This window comes from Kribbella sp. VKM Ac-2566, from assembly GCF_004366005.1.
In the GTDB taxonomy this organism is placed as follows: Bacteria; Actinomycetota; Actinomycetes; order Propionibacteriales; family Kribbellaceae; genus Kribbella; species Kribbella pratensis.
In genome coordinates, this window is the sequence record NZ_SODT01000011.1 from 74,178 (window position 1) to 91,769 (window position 17,592).

The 17,592-nt window shown below is 68.3% G+C and carries 15 protein-coding genes; 12 read left to right on the plus strand and 3 right to left on the minus strand.

Annotated elements, in window-relative coordinates; genetic code table 11:
- Positions 1–43 precede the first annotated feature (43 nt).
- The 3 genes from EV647_RS23035 to EV647_RS23040 all read left to right on the plus strand — a co-directional run bounded on the left by EV647_RS23035 (position 44) and on the right by EV647_RS23040 (position 1,652).
- Positions 44–367 (plus strand): hypothetical protein, encoded by a 324-nt coding sequence (locus EV647_RS23035; protein WP_134006209.1) that lies wholly within the window; start codon positions 44–46, stop codon positions 365–367.
- A gap of 287 nt (positions 368–654) precedes the next feature.
- Positions 655–807 (plus strand): hypothetical protein, encoded by a 153-nt coding sequence (locus EV647_RS42625; RefSeq protein WP_202876290.1) that lies wholly within the window; start codon positions 655–657, stop codon positions 805–807.
- Positions 808–899: 92 nt separating this feature from the next.
- Positions 900–1,652 carry a hypothetical protein gene (locus tag EV647_RS23040; RefSeq protein ID WP_134006211.1) on the plus strand — a complete coding sequence of 251 codons (753 nt, stop codon included), beginning with the start codon at positions 900–902 and terminating at the stop codon, positions 1,650–1,652.
- A 375-nt stretch (positions 1,653–2,027) separates the two neighbouring features.
- Here EV647_RS23040 and EV647_RS23045 read toward each other — a convergent pair whose 3' ends face one another.
- The 3 genes from EV647_RS23045 to EV647_RS23055 form a co-directional block, all read right to left on the minus strand.
- Positions 2,028–2,579, minus strand: a complete 552-nt coding sequence (locus EV647_RS23045) for a flavoprotein (protein ID WP_166680415.1) — start codon at positions 2,577–2,579, stop codon at positions 2,028–2,030.
- Positions 2,576–3,769 (minus strand): helix-turn-helix domain-containing protein, encoded by a 1,194-nt coding sequence (locus tag EV647_RS23050; RefSeq protein ID WP_166680416.1) that lies wholly within the window; start codon positions 3,767–3,769, stop codon positions 2,576–2,578. Before EV647_RS23050 ends, EV647_RS23045 begins: the two co-directional genes overlap by 4 nt.
- 178 nt (positions 3,770–3,947) lie before the next feature.
- Complete coding sequence (locus EV647_RS23055; RefSeq protein WP_134006217.1) at positions 3,948–4,295, minus strand: GntR family transcriptional regulator; 348 nt, start codon at positions 4,293–4,295, stop codon at positions 3,948–3,950.
- Positions 4,296–4,411: 116 nt separating this feature from the next.
- Here EV647_RS23055 and EV647_RS23060 point away from each other — a divergent pair, with 116 nt between their 5' ends.
- From EV647_RS23060 to EV647_RS23100, 9 genes are all read left to right on the plus strand, one after another.
- On the plus strand, positions 4,412–4,660 hold the full coding sequence (locus EV647_RS23060; protein WP_134006219.1) for a helix-turn-helix domain-containing protein: 249 nt from the start codon (positions 4,412–4,414) through the stop codon (positions 4,658–4,660).
- A 110-nt stretch (positions 4,661–4,770) separates the two neighbouring features.
- The gene (locus EV647_RS23065) at positions 4,771–5,205 is read left to right on the plus strand and encodes a hypothetical protein (protein WP_134006221.1); all 435 of its coding nucleotides are present in this window, start codon (positions 4,771–4,773) and stop codon (positions 5,203–5,205) included.
- A complete protein-coding gene (locus tag EV647_RS23070) occupies positions 5,202–5,717 on the plus strand; it encodes a Pycsar system effector family protein (RefSeq protein ID WP_134006223.1) in 516 nt (171 codons plus the stop codon). The genes EV647_RS23065 and EV647_RS23070 overlap by 4 nt, the downstream gene beginning before the upstream one ends.
- The gene (locus EV647_RS23075; RefSeq protein WP_134006225.1) at positions 5,714–7,996 is read left to right on the plus strand and encodes a type IV secretory system conjugative DNA transfer family protein; all 2,283 of its coding nucleotides are present in this window, start codon (positions 5,714–5,716) and stop codon (positions 7,994–7,996) included. The genes EV647_RS23070 and EV647_RS23075 overlap by 4 nt, the downstream gene beginning before the upstream one ends.
- Complete coding sequence (locus EV647_RS23080; protein WP_134006227.1) at positions 7,993–8,184, plus strand: hypothetical protein; 192 nt, start codon at positions 7,993–7,995, stop codon at positions 8,182–8,184. The genes EV647_RS23075 and EV647_RS23080 overlap by 4 nt, the downstream gene beginning before the upstream one ends.
- Positions 8,184–8,954, plus strand: coding sequence for a hypothetical protein (locus EV647_RS23085; RefSeq protein ID WP_134006229.1), 771 nt, complete (start codon positions 8,184–8,186; stop codon positions 8,952–8,954). The genes EV647_RS23080 and EV647_RS23085 overlap by 1 nt, the downstream gene beginning before the upstream one ends.
- Positions 8,951–10,447 carry a DUF2637 domain-containing protein gene (locus tag EV647_RS23090; protein ID WP_134006231.1) on the plus strand — a complete coding sequence of 499 codons (1,497 nt, stop codon included), beginning with the start codon at positions 8,951–8,953 and terminating at the stop codon, positions 10,445–10,447. The genes EV647_RS23085 and EV647_RS23090 overlap by 4 nt, the downstream gene beginning before the upstream one ends.
- Before the next feature lie 247 nt (positions 10,448–10,694).
- The gene (gene mobF / locus EV647_RS23095) at positions 10,695–15,362 is read left to right on the plus strand and encodes a MobF family relaxase (RefSeq protein ID WP_166680418.1); all 4,668 of its coding nucleotides are present in this window, start codon (positions 10,695–10,697) and stop codon (positions 15,360–15,362) included.
- Between the two features lie 449 nt (positions 15,363–15,811).
- Positions 15,812–17,530 (plus strand): DNA cytosine methyltransferase, encoded by a 1,719-nt coding sequence (locus tag EV647_RS23100; RefSeq protein ID WP_134006235.1) that lies wholly within the window; start codon positions 15,812–15,814, stop codon positions 17,528–17,530.
- The last annotated feature ends 62 nt before the right edge of the window (positions 17,531–17,592 follow it).

Genomic DNA, 17,592 nt, shown 5'->3' on the forward strand with positions numbered 1-17,592 from the left:
CCACACGACTTCAGCGCGCCGCTGATGCCTCGTCCGCAGACTCTTGAGGATCGAGGCGGCGGGAGCAAGGGGCGAGTTCGACGCCAAGCAGGAGACGCTTATCCTCGGCGCCGAGATCAGCGAGAGCGGCGAGCGGGTCCTCAACCCAGCCATGGAGGCGACGCGAGTCATGAGCTATGCGGGCGGACTCGGCGACGGGGAAGCTCCCACGGCGGACGGAATGTCGCCGGGCACGCAACGTGATGTCGACGGCGGGTCGCTCGAGGCCGGCGTGGGAGCCGACTTTGCGGCCCGGGGCACCTTCGGAACCTTCGGGCCGTCTAAGCCTGGCGCCACCGATGTTGAGGCTTGGGTAAGTTGGTCGTAACGCGAGAATGCCCTTACCCGCTGGGAAAGTTGGACTTGTCTAAGGTCCCAAAATTCGCAGCCGGAAGGGCATCTCTGACGTGCAACTCGCTCATACTCCGCGGGCGATCTCGGCGGTGTTCGATGATCCGAATCTCGCTCGAGGGGGCTGCGGAAGGTCGCGGAGCGGGCGGGGTTGGACCGCAAGACCGCCCGCCGGTATGTCCAGGCCGCCGAGGCCGAGGGGCTACCGCGGGAGGCGGGTGTCGGGGCGCTGACCGACGAGTTGGTCGGCGCCGTCGTTGGGCGGTGCGGCCGGCGCGCCCGAACGGGCACGGCGGGTCGTGGCAGGAGCTGCTGGAGCACGAGGAGCGGATCAAGGCGTGGGTGCCTGGAGGCGACGGAGTCGAGCCATTGAGCATCGTGAAGATCGAGGAGCTGCTGGCCGACCGGCCACATTGAGCATAAGGTTGCAGGCAATATCACTTGTCCGGGGGGACGCGATGAATGGGGCTTCCAAGCCTGTCAGCGTTGGACTGACACGGTTCAAGTCAGTGAGCGTCATCGTTTTAGCGCTCGCGGTCGTTGGCTTAGCCATCTGGTTGATCATTGGCATCGATTCACGAGTGCTGCGCTTGCTGACTCTGGTGATCGCGTCCGTGATGGCCGCCGGCATTGCAGTTCTCGTGCCAAGTGGTTGGCGTGCGCGCCTGAAGCTATCTGTGGGCGCATTTCTGGCCACAGCCGCGTTGCTAGCCATTTTCGCAGGGGATGGGAAGGATTCCGAGCTCCCCAATCCTTCACCTCCCAAGGCTGAGGCACCCACATCACCAACCCCAAGTTCATCGGCTCAGACCCGCGAACCCACGGCCGCCCTGAGTGGCCGCCCCACCCCCGTCGCCTCCACGGCGCCGGCGACGAGGACCCTAGGAGATGCCTGCCTGGACCTTAAAACGGCGGCTCGTAATGAGGCCGACGCATTACAGGCGTTCCAGTCCTCGGTGCCAATCGATGGCGGGAAGCATGTCACTGGACGCGGACCTGGCTTCGAAGCGGCGTACCAGACTGCGAAAACTGCGGTCAACACCGCGAGTGACCGGTTCGCCGACTTCCTCAACCTCGGTGGGTCATTGCCGAAGGACTGGACGTTCGAGGGAGACCTTGGCGAGCTATCAAACGCTGATTTGGACAGGCTACACAGCGGTGCCCTCGCAGGCGGAAATGAACTCGCAGACGCCGCGCACAACCAGATGACCACTTATGTCAGTGAAGCCAGGAAGGTTCAGCGTATGAAGTGTCCCAGATGACGGCCGCTTGCGTTGGCAATGTGTCCGGCGAGGAATGCGACCTCGCCGCAGCCCTGGCCGTGTTTCGGTGGGCCATGTTTCCGCTGCTTTTTCACGGTGTTCGGTGGTGTTGTCGGGACTAACGTACCGGTCGAAGGAGGGTTAGCCAGGTTCGCGCGGTCCGTCCGAGCTCGATCGCATAGTCGTACGACTGCCAGCTCGGCGGTGTCACGCTAGAAGGTTGTATCTGCACCCGCTGTCATGCAGCAGATTGCCCCGCGTGGACGGCGGAAAGCATCTGAGACGGCCCGCCTAAGTCGATGGCATCCGGTCCAGTGCACAGTTCCCGTCATGGGCCTGCACGCCGGCGTTGCAGTCAGAGTGACCTCGACGAGATCACGAGTCATTGCGCGTCATGCGCTCGAGTTCGGTGAATACCCAGTCCCACCGGAAGTCTCCTGCGACCTGATCTCCGGTCCCGGATTCGAGTGGCCTGAGTGATGTGGCCGAGCCGTTGTGCGGGTCACAGATGCCCACTCCTGCGTACCGGAGCACTGCGAGGGATGCGAGCCAGGCGGGGTGTCCGGCCAGGTCAGATTTGGCGAATGGGATCGCGACAGTTGGGGTGCGCGATCCGAGCGCCGCACAGAGGACTGTCAGCGGGTAGGTGTTGGCGTTGCCATTGGCCCATCCGTTGAGGGTGTTGAACGTCGTCGGGACGACAGCTACGGCGTCGGCCTCTGGCGTGCGCCTCGGGTCGCCTGGCCTACGATTGCCGGTCAGGACTGGAGCGTCCGCGAGGTCTTGGCCTTCAAGCCACGGTAGGGCCGCGTCAGTGGGGATGACGTAGGGAGTCCAGCCGTGTTCGCGGGCGGCACGGACGCCGTCGCCTACGCGAGAGGCGAGTGGGGCGCCGCAGGTGACAATGTAAAGGGTTCCGTTGGTCACGCGAGAACTCCTGCGCGGGTTGCGATAGCGGTTAGGGCTGGGCTGGGCTTTCGAGATCGTTTGAGGAGTTCGCGGACGAGTTCGCGGGCGATCGTGTGGTAGCGGATTGATTCAGGTGCGACCCGTTCCGCTTGCTGTAGGTGGAGGATCGCTTCCATGTCGTTCTTGACGTGGGCTTGTGCCCAGGCGAGGTCGATATGGAGGCGGGATCGGCGGCCCTGGAGTCCGGCCGGCATCGCTTCGGTGTCGATCTCTGTGGCCACCCGCAGTACCCCGCTCGGATCCCCGAACTCGGCTGCAACCGAGGCGCGATGAATCAAGACGTTCGTTGGACCGAAGGCGGTCCACCAGTGGTTGCCGTCGTGGGCCAGGAGGTCCCCGAGTTGGGTCGCTGTTGCGAGTCGCTCGGTGGAGGTGGCGCGGTCAGAGCGCCGGGCAGCGATCACAGACGAGATCAGCCACAGCGATCCGGCGAGTGAAACGGCATCCGGAGAGTCCGAGCCCGCGAGGGACATGAGTCCCTCGGCTGAGCGGACGGCGATGCGTTCTGCGTCATCGGTTCGCTGGCTGCGCAGTAGCGCGATGACGACCTGGTAGGCAGCCATGCCTTGAGCGGGCTTGGACTCGGCCGCTAGAGCAGCGTGGCTGGCGCGGTCGGCTGCCAGCCAGCCAAGCTGGTTTTCGCCGACCTTGGTCAACAGTTTTGCGGTCGCTGCATACACCGAGCAGCGGGCGAGGTGTATCTCGCGGCCGTCGCGGCCTTGGTAGCCGTCGTAGGCGTCGGCGGCCTCCAGGAGGGCCGGGAGCATCGCGGTGGCGCGCTGGTACTGGGCGGCCTGGTATCCCTGGTTTACCTGCACGGCGCCGTTGCGGAGCTGGGGAAGAGGCCACGGAGTTGCGGGCTCACCGAGTAAGTGGCGGTAGCTCGCGAGTTGGCTGCGGACGACGTCGACGGCGGTTACGTGCTCTGGCGCGTCGGGAGCGAATACCCAGTCCCGGCCGATGAGGTCGGCGACGTCGACGCGCAGGACGGTTGCTAGGTCGTTCAGGGTGGACAGGCGATCGACGCCACGGATGCCGCGTTCCACCTGCGACAGCCAGGAGCGCGACATTCCGATGAGACCAGCCAGTGCGTCTTGCGACATACCGCGCCGTTTGCGGTAGGCCCCGATGCGCTCGCCTACATGCATCTGCACTTCCCCTCGTTGGTGTCGTCCCGTCCCTCTAGTGAACCGCCAGTTGGTGCGAACAATGCACACAAAAGTGCGCAGGTCGCCGAGTACACATCAGTCGATCGTTTCGCCGCCACGCTGCACGTATGAACGAAGCCAAGTACACGGAAGAAGCCGGGAGTCGAGTGGAGCAGCCTCAAGTCGATGCGCCATCGTTGGAGCCTAGGCGTGCTTCGACCACATCGAGTCTGCGCCGCAGCTCCTCGACGACCTCCCGTAGCGCAGATAGGTCATCGGTCGGTGGTGCTCCATCCCGAGACGCAACGAACACGCCGCGGCCCCGTTGGGTGTACACGAGTCCTTCGACGCGCAGTTGGTCGATGGCCTTCTGCAGAGTCATCAGAGCAACCCCCCACTCGTTAGCGAGTTCGCGGCCGGAGGGGAGCTTGGTGCCGGCGGACAGTTCGCCGGACTGGATCGCCCGACGTAGCCCGTCAGCGACCTGGACATACGGCGGCCGTGGGTCGTTGGTCTCTACTTTCATGCCTCAACCGTAGTCGACCTAGGTAGCTAGGTCAGTTGCCCAGTGAAGTCTTGTATAACCGAGTGACCTAGGTTAACCTAGGTCAACCTAGTTAACCCTTGATAAGGAGAGACCCCGTGAGTGAAAACGCATCCGCCACAGAGGCCGTACGGAAGTTCCTCAGCGTTGCTGCCGCCGCGAAGGTGCTCGGACTGTCTGAGATGACGCTCTATCGGGTGATCCAGGCCAATTCATTTCCGGCCGTCAGGGTCGGCCGACGGCTGTTCATCCCGAGTCAGGCCCTTGACGACATGGCAACCGCGGCCATCGCCACTGGGGGAGTCGTCGATGCGGCCGAGTGGCGTCCCGCACAGGTCGCGGGATGAGCCGTCAATTGTCGTCACCCTCAGGTATCGAAGACCGGCCCTGCACGGGCGCCAACCAGAACAGGGCCGGTTCTCCCATCACTCACCAACGAGTTCGAGAGGTCTACAGCATGACTGACGCAGTGCAGGCCGGCATGGAGTGGGTGCCGCCGGTTGGAATGTTGGAGGTACCGGCCGCGCATGCTGCGGTGATTCGCGGGCTGTTTGAGCTGGCCGCGTTCGTGGCGGATCACCCGGAGTTGCCCGCCCCGATGGTGCGGGCGACCTTGCACACGCCGCGTGAGTTCGACCGCGAGCTGCCGGAGGCGGAGCAGTACCAGGCCGCTCGAGCGTTCGTGGATCAGTTGGCCGCGGTGCTGGGGGTGACGCCGATGACCAGCCTGGGGGGAAGTCACTACACCGCCGAGCGGGCCATGGGCCCGGTCAGCGTGAGTAGCTGCGCTATCACTCCGGCGCACATGGCCGGGTGGCAAGCGCTGATGTCGTACGGCGACAGCGTTCAGCCCGAGGCGGCTCCCGCCGACGGCGCGGGTGGTGCGCGATGAGCGAGCGCATGCAGATGGATCTGGCGTGGCGGATGCACGACTCGGCCGCAGCGGCGATCGACAAGGCTGACACCAAGGGGGGTTTCGCAGCGACGCTAGAGACCGCACTCGCGGCGGTAGTGCTGACGTTGGTGTCGCAGTCGCATGGCTCACCGCTGGTCGCTCGAGTGGCGTTCGGTCTGGCGCTGGTGGCGTTGGCTGTTGCGCTGGGTTCAGCGCTGCTGGTTGTGGTTCCGCGGCTGCACCGCCCGGCGGACACGCTGGTGCCGGGGGAGTTCTTGTACTTCGGTGCGGTACGTCGCCGGTCGGTTGAGCAGCTGCTCAACCGCCACATCGACCCGCAAATGATCCGGGACAAGGTGGCCGACCCGCTGGTGGCGGTGACGCATCAGGCCAAGCGGCTGGCCGATATCGCGTGGACCAAGCACCGGTGGCTGCGGGTGTCGTCCGTCGCGGCTGTTGCCGGCGCGGTGCTGGCGGTGGCCGGTGTGTTGATCGGGGGTGCGCGATGATGCGGCGGCCGACGCGGACCGAAGGCGTGATGGTCCCGCGCTTCACGCTCGCGATGGTCGCGATGCTGGCCACGGGCCTGGCCGCGATCGCATGGGACAAGTCGCCCGCGATGGCCGAGCTGGGCTACTGGGCCGCCGCGACCGGCATGGTCGGGCTGGCGACTGCCGGGTTGCTGTTCTGGCGGCTCATGCATGGCGCCCTGATCGCCACCCCGCTGTGGGTCCTGCTCTCCGGCGTCGTCGGGCTGCGGCTCGGCGCACCGGGCGGCGCGGCGGGGTGGACACTCGGCAGCGGTGTCCTGCTGCTCGTGACTCTGGGCTTGGTGGCGGTGAACCGCGCGGTCGGCGGTGGTCTGGCGGCGGCTCTGTGGCTCGCGTACGCCGGGTTCGTGCTGCACGCACTCCCGACAGCCGTGCAGGCGTCGGGACACTGGTGGCAGCTGCTCGTCGCCGCCGGCCTGGTGATGCTCGGCACCGCGGGATTCACGCTGCGGTCACGGTCCAGCTCGCGTGGGCTCCTGCGCCGTCTCGGCCGCGCCGGCCGCATGACCGATGGCCTGGCGTCAGGCTGGGATGTGCGCCGGGTGTCGTCGGCGCGGATGCTGCGCAAGAAGGCCAAGATCGTGCGCCCCTCGCTGGCCGAGGTGTCGGCGTGGCGGCGGCGGTTCGTGCCTCTAACGCAGCTCGGCACGACCGTTGCGACGGTCGGCTGGGTCAAGGTCCGGTCGTCTGCTGAGGACCACACGCTGGCCGTCGCGGGGCCACGGGCGGGTAAGACCGGGTTGATGATGAACCACCTGCTGGACGCTCCCGGCGCGGTGATCGCGACCAGCACGAAGACCGACATTCTCGACATCACCCGGACGCAGCGCGCCAAGCGCGGACCGGTGTGGGTGTTCGACCCCGACGGTCTGACCGGCGAGAGATCCACGATCACGTTCGACCCGCTGACCGGGTGCACCGACCCGGGTGTGGTGATGGACCGCGCGTCCGATCTGCTTGACGGTGTCGGGGCGAAGTCCGACGACGCCGAGCACTGGCTGAACCTCGCGAGGCAGGCGCTGACTGCGCTGATGCACGCCGCCGCGCTCGGCGGCTACACGATGGCCGACGTTCAGCGCTGGATCGCGCACCCCGACGACCAGGCCAAGTCCGACGCGCTGTGGGAGCTGCGGGTGGCGAACGCGACCGGGTTTGAGCAGCAGGCGATGCAGTTCTTCACCAACAACGAACGCACCCGCTCCAGCATCTCCACCACGATCATGCCCGCGCTGTCGTGGCTGTCGGTGCCGACCGCCGCCGCCGCAGCGGCCCCGGGCAGGGTGCCGTTCGACGTGGAGCGGCTGCTCGCCGAGACCGGCACCGTGTACCTGCTCGGCGCGGAGGACAAGAAGACCGCGCCGCTCGTCACAGCTCTCACTGCGCACATCGCGCGCCAGTCCAAGACCCTCGCGGTCCGTACGCCGGGCCGCCGGTTGGACCCGCAGCTGACGATGGTGCTGGACGAGGCCGCGCTGATCTGCCTGATCCCGCTGGACCGGTGGACCGGCGACTTCGGCTCGCGCGGGATCACCTTGCACATCTCCGCGCAGTCCCGCGCCCAGCTGCGCGACCGGTTCGGCGAGGCCGCGACCGGTGCGCTGCTGACCAACGTGACCACGAAGGTCGTGCTGGCCGGAACGAGCGACGACGACGACCTGCAGTTCTGGTCCACGCTGTGCGGGGAACGGCTGGAGCAGGTCGCGACCCGCGACCGCACCACCGGCGGGGTCTCGATCAGCGACCGGCGCGTTCCGGTCCTCACCCCGGGCCAGGTCGCGCAGCTGCGCGCCGGGCAGGCGCTGATCATCACCCGCGGCATGCCGCCCGCGATCGGCCGGGTCAAGATGGCGTGGAACCGGCGCGACCTGCGCATGGAGCGGCTCCACAACCGCCGCACCGTCCAGTGGACCCGCAGTCAACTGGCCGCACTCGAGAACCGCCTGGGTGCCCGAGTGCTCGGCGATGCCGCCTGGCTGCGTGACCAGCTGGTCGCCGTGATCGACCGGCTGACCGCCGTGCGGCAGCGCCTGACCGCGCCCGTCGCACGGCGTCTCGTGGACCGCATCGACGGCTTGGTCTCGTGGCTGGAAGCCACCGACCCGGCGCGCGAACTGCTCGCCCGGCTGCGGCTCGCCGGCGCCATGCGGAAGGCCCGCGCGGCGCTCGCGGCCCGCGACGTCAGCCGAACCCGTGAGCTGATCGGCGGCAGCCGCGACACCGACGGGGGTGCGGCATGACGACCCCGACCGGATCACACGGCGACGAGCTGCGTGCTCGCTGGAGCTGCGACTACCTCGCCGAGGTGCTCGACCTTGAGGCAGTGCCCGCCTACGACCGCGACGGCCAGCCGACCGGATGGGTCGCCATCGACCCGGTCGTGATCGAAGACCGCTTCGTGGACCTCTACGCCGAGGGAGACGACTGATGCAGTACGACGACGAGAAGGACCCCGGTACCGCCGCGCTCGCGGCAGTCGCCGGGCTCGCCCGCTCGGTCGAGACGCTTAGCCGCGACGTGGCCGCGATGAAGACCGGCATGCAGCAGACCGCATCCAAGACCGCCGTCGCTCGGCTCAACGACACCGTGGCCTCGCTCGGCAACACCGTCGCCTCGTTCGAGGATCTGCTGACCCGGATCGCGTCAACGCCCGCCGGCGCGCGCAAGGCGGCAGGCTCCGGCGACTGCAGCGATGTGGAGCCGCTGCGGTCCTGGCTGCGGCTGCCCGAACACGACCAGGCCGCGGTCGAGACGGTGCTGAGCGAGCTGCTGCCGTGGATGGAGTCGGTCTATCTGCGGTACGCGACCGCGTGGGAGACGCTGCCGCCGTGCTGGCTGTGGCACCCCGAGATCGTCGAGGAACTGCTGTGGCTGATGGACGCCTGGACGATCGCCTACGAAGGCGAGGAGGCGTCGAACAAGGCCGTCGGCGACTGGCACGACCGGCAGCGCCCCGGCGTCACCCGCCGCATCGGCGAGTACGCCCCGGCCTGCGACGTGCTCGCCCACCGCGACACCGCCGGTCAGCGCGCGATCACCGTTCCGCTGGCGGCCGACGCCGACCCGTTCGTGACCTGGTGGGCCACGGCCCGCGACGACAACGGGCCCGCGCCGACACCTGAGCAGATCAAGGCAGGCCGGCGCGGTGACCGCAGCGGCCTGACCGCCGTACGCGATACCGCTGGAGGCCAGCGATGATCACCCTGTCCATCAACCTGCCCGACAGGCTTGACCATCTGGGCGCGCTCACCTGGCCGATGATCGCGGCCGGGGCCGCCGGGCTGATCCTCCTCGCAGCCGTCGTCACCGGCCTGATCTGGTCGGTCCGCCGTGCGGTTCGCGGCATGACCGCCGCGATCGAGGCCGGGCGGCTGACGACCCGACGCGTTCTCATCGTTGTCGCGGTCATCGCCGCGCTCGCCGTCGCCGGCATCGGCGGCGCCCGCTCGTTCGGTGCCGTGTCGCACAAGTTCGACAGCCCGCTAGTGCCGTTGGTCGCCGACGGCATGATCGTCGCCTGCACCGCGCTCCGGCTCGCCGCCCTGACCCGAGGCTGGCGCATTCCGGGCGCGCTGGTCACCACGTACGTGTTCATCGGCGGCACCGTGTGGCTGAACATCGACACCGCTCACGGCATCGCCGACGCCGTCGCGCACGCGCTCGCGCCGCTCGCCTACGCGGTCCTGGTCGAGATGCTCGCCCACCTGCTGCGGCTGCACCTTCGGCTCGCACAACCAGCGAAGCCGCGACTGTCGGCGCTGACCTGGATCACCTCCCCGGTGATCACCACCCGCGTATGGCTGCACCTGTCACGCACCGGTAGCGACGATCCGATCGCCGCGCGGGCACTCGTTCAGCAGGTCGTCCGCATGGCATCCCGGCTCGCGACGCTGTGCCCGAGCCGCAAGCTGTGGCCACTCGACGCCGCACGGGCCGCTCGTACTGCCGCGCTACAGACGATCCGCGACGGGCTGCTGTCGGCCAGCGAACTGGCCTTGCTGCTTCCGGCCGGTGGACGGCTGACGCCCGGCGAGCTGCTCGCGCTGGTCGATTCCGCCGCGCTCGGACTCACCGACCCCAGCAGGCCGGACGAGTCCGAAGGCCCAGCTGATGTGCCCAGCAGCGCCGAGCGCATCGAGCCGCGGGCTGCACCGGTGTGGCTGCTCACCTACCTGCTCGGTGCACTCCGCACCGCATCGGCAACTGCAATGGCGGCCGCACCGGTGCACCCCCCGGTCCGCACCGCACCGACTGCACCGGTGCACGACGCCGCCCCGAGCGGTGCACCCGCACCGATGCATGCACCGCACCGCACCGAACCGGCGACGCACCAGCCCACAGAGACCGGCGAGGCCGCACCGCGCAAGACCGCGGGGCCGTCCGACGCCGAACTGCTCGATGCGGTGGTGCGCCACGCAGCCGAGCAGGGCGGTACGCCCCTCGGGCAACGCGAAATCCGCCGCGCCACGGAGGAAGCGTTCGGGCGGCCGGTCGGCTTTGGCCGGGCCAAGCGCCTCCAGGAGCTGGCGGGGTGGGCCGAGCCAGCCGCCGACAGCGGCGACGACGGCTCACCTGCCCCGCAGGTCCGTGGACAACTCCAACTCGTCAACGACGACGGCGAAAACACCCTCGACAACAACTCCGACGACACCACCGCTAGCCGCGAACTCGAATCGAGCAGCAGCCGATGAACATCCACGACACGAACCCAGCGACCAGGAACCAGCACAGGAATCGACTCGCAGCGACCATGACGCAGCCGACGAGCAATCTGACGATTCAGCAGCAGCCAGCAGGCAGCGACAGGATCAAAGAACCCAGATCACACCTAGGCATCACGATCAAATGGAGCCTCGACTCCGCTTCGCGTCGTCGTATCGGCTTACCGCGGTCGGCGGTTGTCGGCACTGCCGCCCCGGTTGGGACCGGGGGTGCGGCATGGCTGTAGTGAGCGTCCGCAGTGGTCACCGGGCCGACTACCTGACCGGCGCGGTCGCGTCCGGCCGGGAGAACTACTACACCGGCGCAGTCGCGGCCGGCGAGCCGCCGGGGCGCTGGTTCGGCAAGGGCGCTGAGGCGCTCGGGCTGACCGGGGAGGTCGATGCGCAGGACATGACCGCGCTGTACGAGCGGTTCATCGACCCGCGCAGCGACGCGTTCCGGGACCCGGCGCGGTGGGACGAGGCAGAGACCCTCGGCCACACCGGCCGCAACTACAAGTCCGAGGAACAGGTCTACGCCGATGCACTGGCCAAGGAGCCCGGTGCATCACCAGAGCGCCGCGCCGAACTGCGTGCACTGGCAGGCAAAGCGGTGCGCAAGAACGTGTCCTTCCACGATGCCACGTTCAGTCCGCAGAAATCGGTGACGGTGCTCCACACCGCGTTCGAGGCGCAAGAAGTGCAGGCCCGCACCGAAGCGGAGCAGGCACGCGGTGCACTGGCCGACGCCGAGCGCACCGGCAACCGCGCAGCGGTGCACCTGCACCGCACGGCGGTGCAGCGCGCGGAGCGCGAAGCGGTGCACTGGGGCAAGCACCGCCAGGCGGTCGAGGACGCGATCTGGGCAGGCAACCGCGCCGCACTCAACTACCTTCAGGACAAGGCCGGCTACACCCGCGTCGGTCACTTCGGGGGAGCATCCGGCCGGTGGGCCGATGCGCACGGCTGGACGATCGCATCCTTCTTCCAGCACGACAGCCGCGAGCACGACCCGCAGCTGCACATTCACAACGCGATCCTCAACCGCGTGCAGGGACCTGACGGCAAATGGCGCACGGTCGACTCCAAGGCGCTGCACCGGGTGCAGCCCGCCGCGGCGGCCGTCGGCGAGCGGGTCTTGGAACAGCACCTGATCAAGGCACTCGGCGTGCAGTTCAAGACCCGGCCCGACGGCAAGGCCCGCGAGATTGTCGGCATCGACCAAGCCGTGATGGACCTGTTCTCCTCGCGCCGCAAGGCGATCACCAAGAAGACCGCGCCGATGGTGCGCGCGTTCGAGGCCAAGAAGGGCCGCGAGCCGAACAACCTGGAACTGGCCTACATCCAGCAGCAGGCGTCGCTGGCGACCCGCAAGGCCAAGTCACACACCGGTGAGACCGTCGAGCAGCGCCTGGAGCGGTGGGACCGTCAGCTGCGCGCCGAGGTCCGCGGGGGACTCGGCAAGGTCGCCCGTGACGTGCTCGCGTTGCAGCAACGTCAGTGGCTGCCCGGCCGGATCAACCAGGCAAAGGTGCTCGAGACGGCACTGGCCGAGGTGCAGGCCAAGCAGGCGACCTGGCGCGCCGCTGACCTGACGAAGGCGATCAGCGACGCGCTGCCCGACAACCTCGGCAACATGCGCCCGGCCAGGATCGAACGGCTGCTGGACCGGCTGACCGAGCGCGGCCTCAAGCTCGCCCAGCAGGTCGACGCCGATCGGCCCGGCCAGAGTCCTGACCAGCTCGCGGCGCTGCCCGACGAACTGCGCCGCGGCGACGGGTCGTCGGCGTACGCCGCGCCGGGCGCGACCCGGTACGTGACACCTGATCACGTCAAGGCCGAGCGGCAGCTCGCTGCGGCCGGCTACGCCCGCGGGGCCGCCGCGATGAGCCCGCCGTGCGTGCAGGCGTTCGTGGAGCGACTGACCGCAGATGGTCTCCAGCTCGGCGCCGATCAGGAGGCCGCGGTCCGTGGCGTCCTCACCTCCGGTGCCAAGGTCGAGACCCTCGTCGGCCCGGCCGGCACCGGCAAATCCCGCGTCGTCGGCGCGCTCGCGAAAGCGTGGGAAGACCCGACCCTGTGGGGCGGCCAGCAGCGACGGCTGGTCGGGCTGGCCGCCTCGCAGGTCGCGACCGAAGTACTCGCCGCCGACGGCGTCACCGCGAAGAACATCACCCGGTGGCTGGCGACCCAGCAACGGCTCACCGACGGTACCGCCGCCACCGAGGATCAGGCGTGGACGCTGCGCGACGGCGACCTGGTTGTCGTGGACGAGTCCGCGATGGCCAACACCACCGACCTGGCCCAGATCCAGACCTACTGCAACGCCGCCGGTGCGAAGCTGCTACTAGTCGGTGACCACCGACAGCTCGCCGCTGTCGGAGCCGGCGGCGGCATGCGGCTGGTGACCGCGAACGCGCTCCACCACGAGCTGAGCGAAACCCGCCGCTTCACCGCCGGATGGGAAGGCCCGGCGTCGCTGCGGCTGCGCGACGGCGACGAGTCGGTGTTGGGCGAGTACCACAAGCAGGGCCGCATTCTCGACGGCGGCCACTTCGAAGCCGCGCAACGGTCGGCGGCCGACGCGTGGCTGGCCGACCATCTCAACGGACGCCACGCACTGCTGATCGTGGACAGCAACGCCCAGGCCGCCGAGCTGTCCGCGCAGCTGCGCGCCAGGCTGGTCGCCTACGGCCAAGTGGACGACGAACGCACCGCCTGGCTGTCCTCGACCGGCAACCGGGTCGGCGCCGGTGACCTGATCCAGACCAGGCTCAACGCCTGGCACCTCAACGGCTACCAAGGAAACAAGCGCGCCGCGTTCAACCGCGACGAGTTCAAGGTAGTCGACGTCTTGGACGATGGCGGCCTGCGGGTCGCGCCGCTGATCCGCGGCACCCGTCAACCCGTGCCCGACGAAACCATGGTGCTGCCCGCGCAGTACGTCCAGGACTGGGTGTCTCTGGCGTACGCCGCCACCGTCCACTCCTCCCAGGGCCTGACCGTGGACTCCAGCCACCTGGTCGCCACCCAGAACACATCCGTGTACGCGCTGTACGTCGCGATGACCCGCGGGCGGGTCGCGAACACCGCGCACGTCGTCACCCAATCACTCGCCAAGGAAGCCGAGTACGGCGAAACCGCCACCGCCGCGAAACACTCGGCGCTGTCCGTGCTGCGAAACGCGTTCGACATGGACGACCCGCAACTATCGGCGTTGCAGACCGCCGCCGAAGACGCCGCCGAAGCAAACCGGCTCCGCACGCCCGCCGAGCTACTCGCCGACGGCATCTCACTCGCCACCGCTGGCCGCACAGCCAGCTGGCTGGACGAACTCACCGAGACCGGTGCACTCACGGCCGACCAGCGCACCGCGCTGGCAGTCGAGGACGGCGCCGGAACACTCCAGACGCTGCTACGCCGCGTCGAGCTGGCCGGGCACAACCCGCGCCAGGTGCTGACCGACGCGATCCAGCAGCGTTCGCTACACGACGCCCGCAAGATCAGCCACGTCATCCAAGACCGAATCACGAACACCTACCCGAACCTCGATCCAGCCGGCGACAGCTTCGCCGACCGGCTTCCCCAGATCGATGACCCGAAGTGGTCGGCGTACCTGGCCAGCCTCGCCGCCGAGGCCGACAGCCGCACCAAGCAACTCGGCGAACAGGTCGCCGCCGAGCGACCCCAGTGGGCACTCGAAGCGTTCGGCGAGCCGCCAACCGCCGCCGAGGTAGACGAGCGCAGCGTCTGGATCCGACGCGTCGGCATCGTGGCCGCACACCGCGAGGTCATGAGCCACGAGGCCAGCGACGACGCGCTCGGCACAGCTCCGAAGCCCGGCCAAGTCGAGCAATACGCCTCCTGGCGCTCCGCGTGGCGAGCACTCGGAAGACCGGAGGCCGACCGCGCGGAGGCCGAGATGTCCAACGGCCAGCTCCGGGTCCGGGTCCGCGCCTACGAACGCGAGAAGGCCTGGGCACCGCCGTACGTCGGCGAGGAACTCGCCGGCACCCGCCAGTCCGCAGAGCGCGAACGACGCACCGCCGCACTCCGAATCGCCGAAGCCGACGCCAGCGACGACGAGGCAACGAGAGAGCAGCTGCGCACCGAAGCCGAGCAGGCCAAAGCCCTGGCCGAGGCACTCGACGCCCGCGCCGCCGAACTCCAAGCCGCCGACGACGCCCGCGCCGTCTGGCTCGCCCACACCGCCGAGACCCGGGCCGCCGCCGAACGCGCCGCGTTCGAGCTCGAGACCCGCGGCATCGACAACTCCGACGACGGACCAACACCGGAGGAATGGCTCGACACCGACGAACCGAACGACGATCTGGCTGTCGTCGATGAGCACGACTTGACCGAGGTCGCCGAGGCCCGCGCTCAGGACTTCGCGACCGCACAGCCGGGCGACGAGTTCGTACAGGCCGAACTCGTCAACGACCAGCTTCCCAGCGAGACAGCCGAACCTGACCTGGCTGACGACGAATACCTCGACGCGGAGATCGTCTCCGACGACAACACTCCCGAAGCGGTCGTGGATGTTGAGGCCGCCGAAGCCAAGCCGGTCGAGGACCGGGCTGCGCAGGAGAACCTGGCACCGGCCGACATCCGCGACGTCGCCGCCGACGAAGAACAGGTCGCGGAATCCGATGTGCCGCGGGTCCCGTCGGCGGAGGAGACCGCCGAGGCGGTACGCCGGGCGCAGCGGGCACTGATCGAGATTCAGCACCGCCGGGAAGCCGAAGAACTGCACGCCACCGACGACGCCGAAGCCCGCGCCGAAGAACTCGCCCGCTGGCACGCCGACGACACCGCCACCCACGCCCAGCCAGCAACGGCGACGCTCACCACTGAAGCCGTCCACGACGACGGCCCAGCGCTGGAGCTGGGCAGCTACGACGACTGACCGCGTGTAGTCCAGGCTCTCCCGCCCCTGGCGGGCGGGAGAGCAACCCCGGCCTCCGGCCGGGCGAAAAGCCTTCTGTGGCTGGGTTTGGCGGGCGGTGCCAGACCGCCCCCTCCAAAGTCAAGGGGTTCTCGCCTGGAGGACGGCGGCGCTCGCTGCGCTCGCTTATTTCCTTGTCCACCAACCGAGAACCCCTTGACTTCGGAGCCTCTAGCGGCCTGGCAGACGGCAGCAGCCGGCAGGCCCCAAAGGACGGGGACTGCCGTCACACAAGCCCACCAGCGGGAGGCGACAGATCCCATGAAGACGAAACGAATCGAGGGCGTGTCCAAGACCGCGTGCCAGCCCTGGTGCACCCCGGCACACAAGTGCGGCTCGCAGTACTGCTGTCCCGAGGTCTACACCGTCCGGAACCGGGGCAACGGCCTTATCCGTAAGGGGGACAAGCGATGAGCAAGGCTCGTGTTGCTACGCATCGTCCGGCGCCGGTTCGGCGGCGGTTCCGGCACGACACCCTTGTTGCTGTTGATCTGTTCTCCGGGTTCGGTGGCCTGAGTCAAGGGATCGAGCGGGCCGGGTTCGACGTGATCACCGCCGCGAACCACAACCCGTACAAGGTCGAGGTGCACGAGGCGAACCACCCGGGCACCGAGCACTGGATCGCCGACCTTGTCGACCCGGAGTCGGCCGACTACCACGACGCCCGCGACCTGCCGCCGGGTGACCTGCTCGCCGCCGGCGTGTCCTGTGTGAACCACTCACAGGCCAACACGCAGAAGGCGTACGAGCAGGGACTGACCCTGTTCAACTTCAATGATCCGGACTACGAGGATCGCGTCACCCGCAGCGAGCGTGACCGAGCCACTGCCAACTGTGTGCTGCACTACGCCCAGCGGCATCACCCGCGGTTGATCGTGGTCGAGTGCACGACCGAGCTGCAGTCGTGGGGGCAGCTAGTGCCCGGGAAGAAGAAGGTCGGTGACGGCTCCACCTACCGCTGGTGGCTGAAGCAGTTCAAGAACCTGAACTACGAGTACAAGATCCTGTTTCTGAACTCGATGTTCTTCGGCGTCGGGCAGTCCCGCGACCGCTGGTACGGGGTGTTCTGGGACAAGAGGCTCCCGGCCCCGGACCTGGAGCACCGGCCGCTGGCGTGGTGTGAGCACTGCGGGACCGTCGAGAAATCATTCCAGGCGTGGAAAACCGGCATCCCGGCGACCGGCTCGGTTCGTTACGGCAAGCAGTACGAGTACCTGTGCGAGCGTTGCCGTAAGGCAGTTGTTCCGCACTACACGCCGAGCCTCGACGCCCTTGACCTGTCGAACCTCGGCACCCGCATCGGCGACCGGGAAAGGCCTCTCGCTCCCGCGACGATGGCACGGGCAGAGCGATGCCGTCAGCGGTTCGCGGAGTTCCCGGCGGTGCTGATGCCGGCCAAGTCCGCACACGGCTCCGAACGCCACCCATGGCAGCCGATGTCCACGCAGACCAGCCAGCAGGAGACCGCGATCCTGTCGACCGGTCAGGTCATGGTTGCGCACCGCCACAACGGCGACGGACAGCACCTGACCCAGCCGATGGACACCGTCACGGCCACCCACGAGAAGGCTGTGCTGCTTGCCGTGAACAACTTCCAGGGCACGGCACGCGGCGCCAACGAACCCCTGCCGACACAAGGCGGCTCGGAGACCATGGGGCTGCTGTCGAGCGGCCTATCTGCGGGAGTCGTTCCGTTCCGGAAGAACACGACCCCAACGATTCACGCCGAGGCCATGCCGACCGTCACGGCCGAACAGATTCCCGGCCTGCTGTTCACCGGCTGGTACAAGCAGAACGGCTCCACCGGCACCGAGACCGCGCCGCATCCGGTCACTGACCCGTTCGGCACCCTCACCTCCCGCGACACCACCGCACTTCTGGCCGCCGAATGGCGCGAGACCCTGCGCGACCTGCGGCTCGAGGACTGCTACTTCCGAATGATGGGCCCGCACGAGATCGGCCGCGGCTGCGGCTTCGACGTCACCTTCGGCAACCACCAAGGCACCTACCAGGTGTGGGGATCCGCCCGCGACCAGGTCGACGGATACGGCAACGCCGTCACTCCCGCAGTCGGCGAATGGATCGGATCCCGGCTCCGCCCTGTCCTCCACCGCGAGCAGATCGCCTGACCCCAGCTCCCGGTCCGGCGCTGGCCCACCCGGTGCCGGACCGGGACCCAATCCTCAACCAC

Bases quoted from the DNA above. Each gene is read 5' to 3' on its own strand.
- EV647_RS23080 (WP_134006227.1), top strand. From the start codon at position 7,993: ATGACGACCCCGACCGGATCACACGGCGACGAGCTGCGTGCTCGCTGG.
- EV647_RS23090 (WP_134006231.1), top strand. From the start codon at position 8,951: ATGATCACCCTGTCCATCAACCTGCCCGACAGGCTTGACCATCTGGGC.
- mobF (WP_166680418.1), top strand. From the start codon at position 10,695: ATGGCTGTAGTGAGCGTCCGCAGTGGTCACCGGGCCGACTACCTGACC.
- EV647_RS23050 (WP_166680416.1), bottom strand. From the start codon at position 3,769: ATGCATGTAGGCGAGCGCATCGGGGCCTACCGCAAACGGCGCGGTATG.
- EV647_RS23065 (WP_134006221.1), top strand. From the start codon at position 4,771: ATGACTGACGCAGTGCAGGCCGGCATGGAGTGGGTGCCGCCGGTTGGA.
- EV647_RS23070 (WP_134006223.1), top strand. From the start codon at position 5,202: ATGAGCGAGCGCATGCAGATGGATCTGGCGTGGCGGATGCACGACTCG.
- EV647_RS23075 (WP_134006225.1), top strand. From the start codon at position 5,714: ATGATGCGGCGGCCGACGCGGACCGAAGGCGTGATGGTCCCGCGCTTC.
- EV647_RS23085 (WP_134006229.1), top strand. From the start codon at position 8,184: ATGCAGTACGACGACGAGAAGGACCCCGGTACCGCCGCGCTCGCGGCA.
- EV647_RS23055 (WP_134006217.1), bottom strand. From the start codon at position 4,295: ATGAAAGTAGAGACCAACGACCCACGGCCGCCGTATGTCCAGGTCGCT.
- EV647_RS23100 (WP_134006235.1), top strand. From the start codon at position 15,812: ATGAGCAAGGCTCGTGTTGCTACGCATCGTCCGGCGCCGGTTCGGCGG.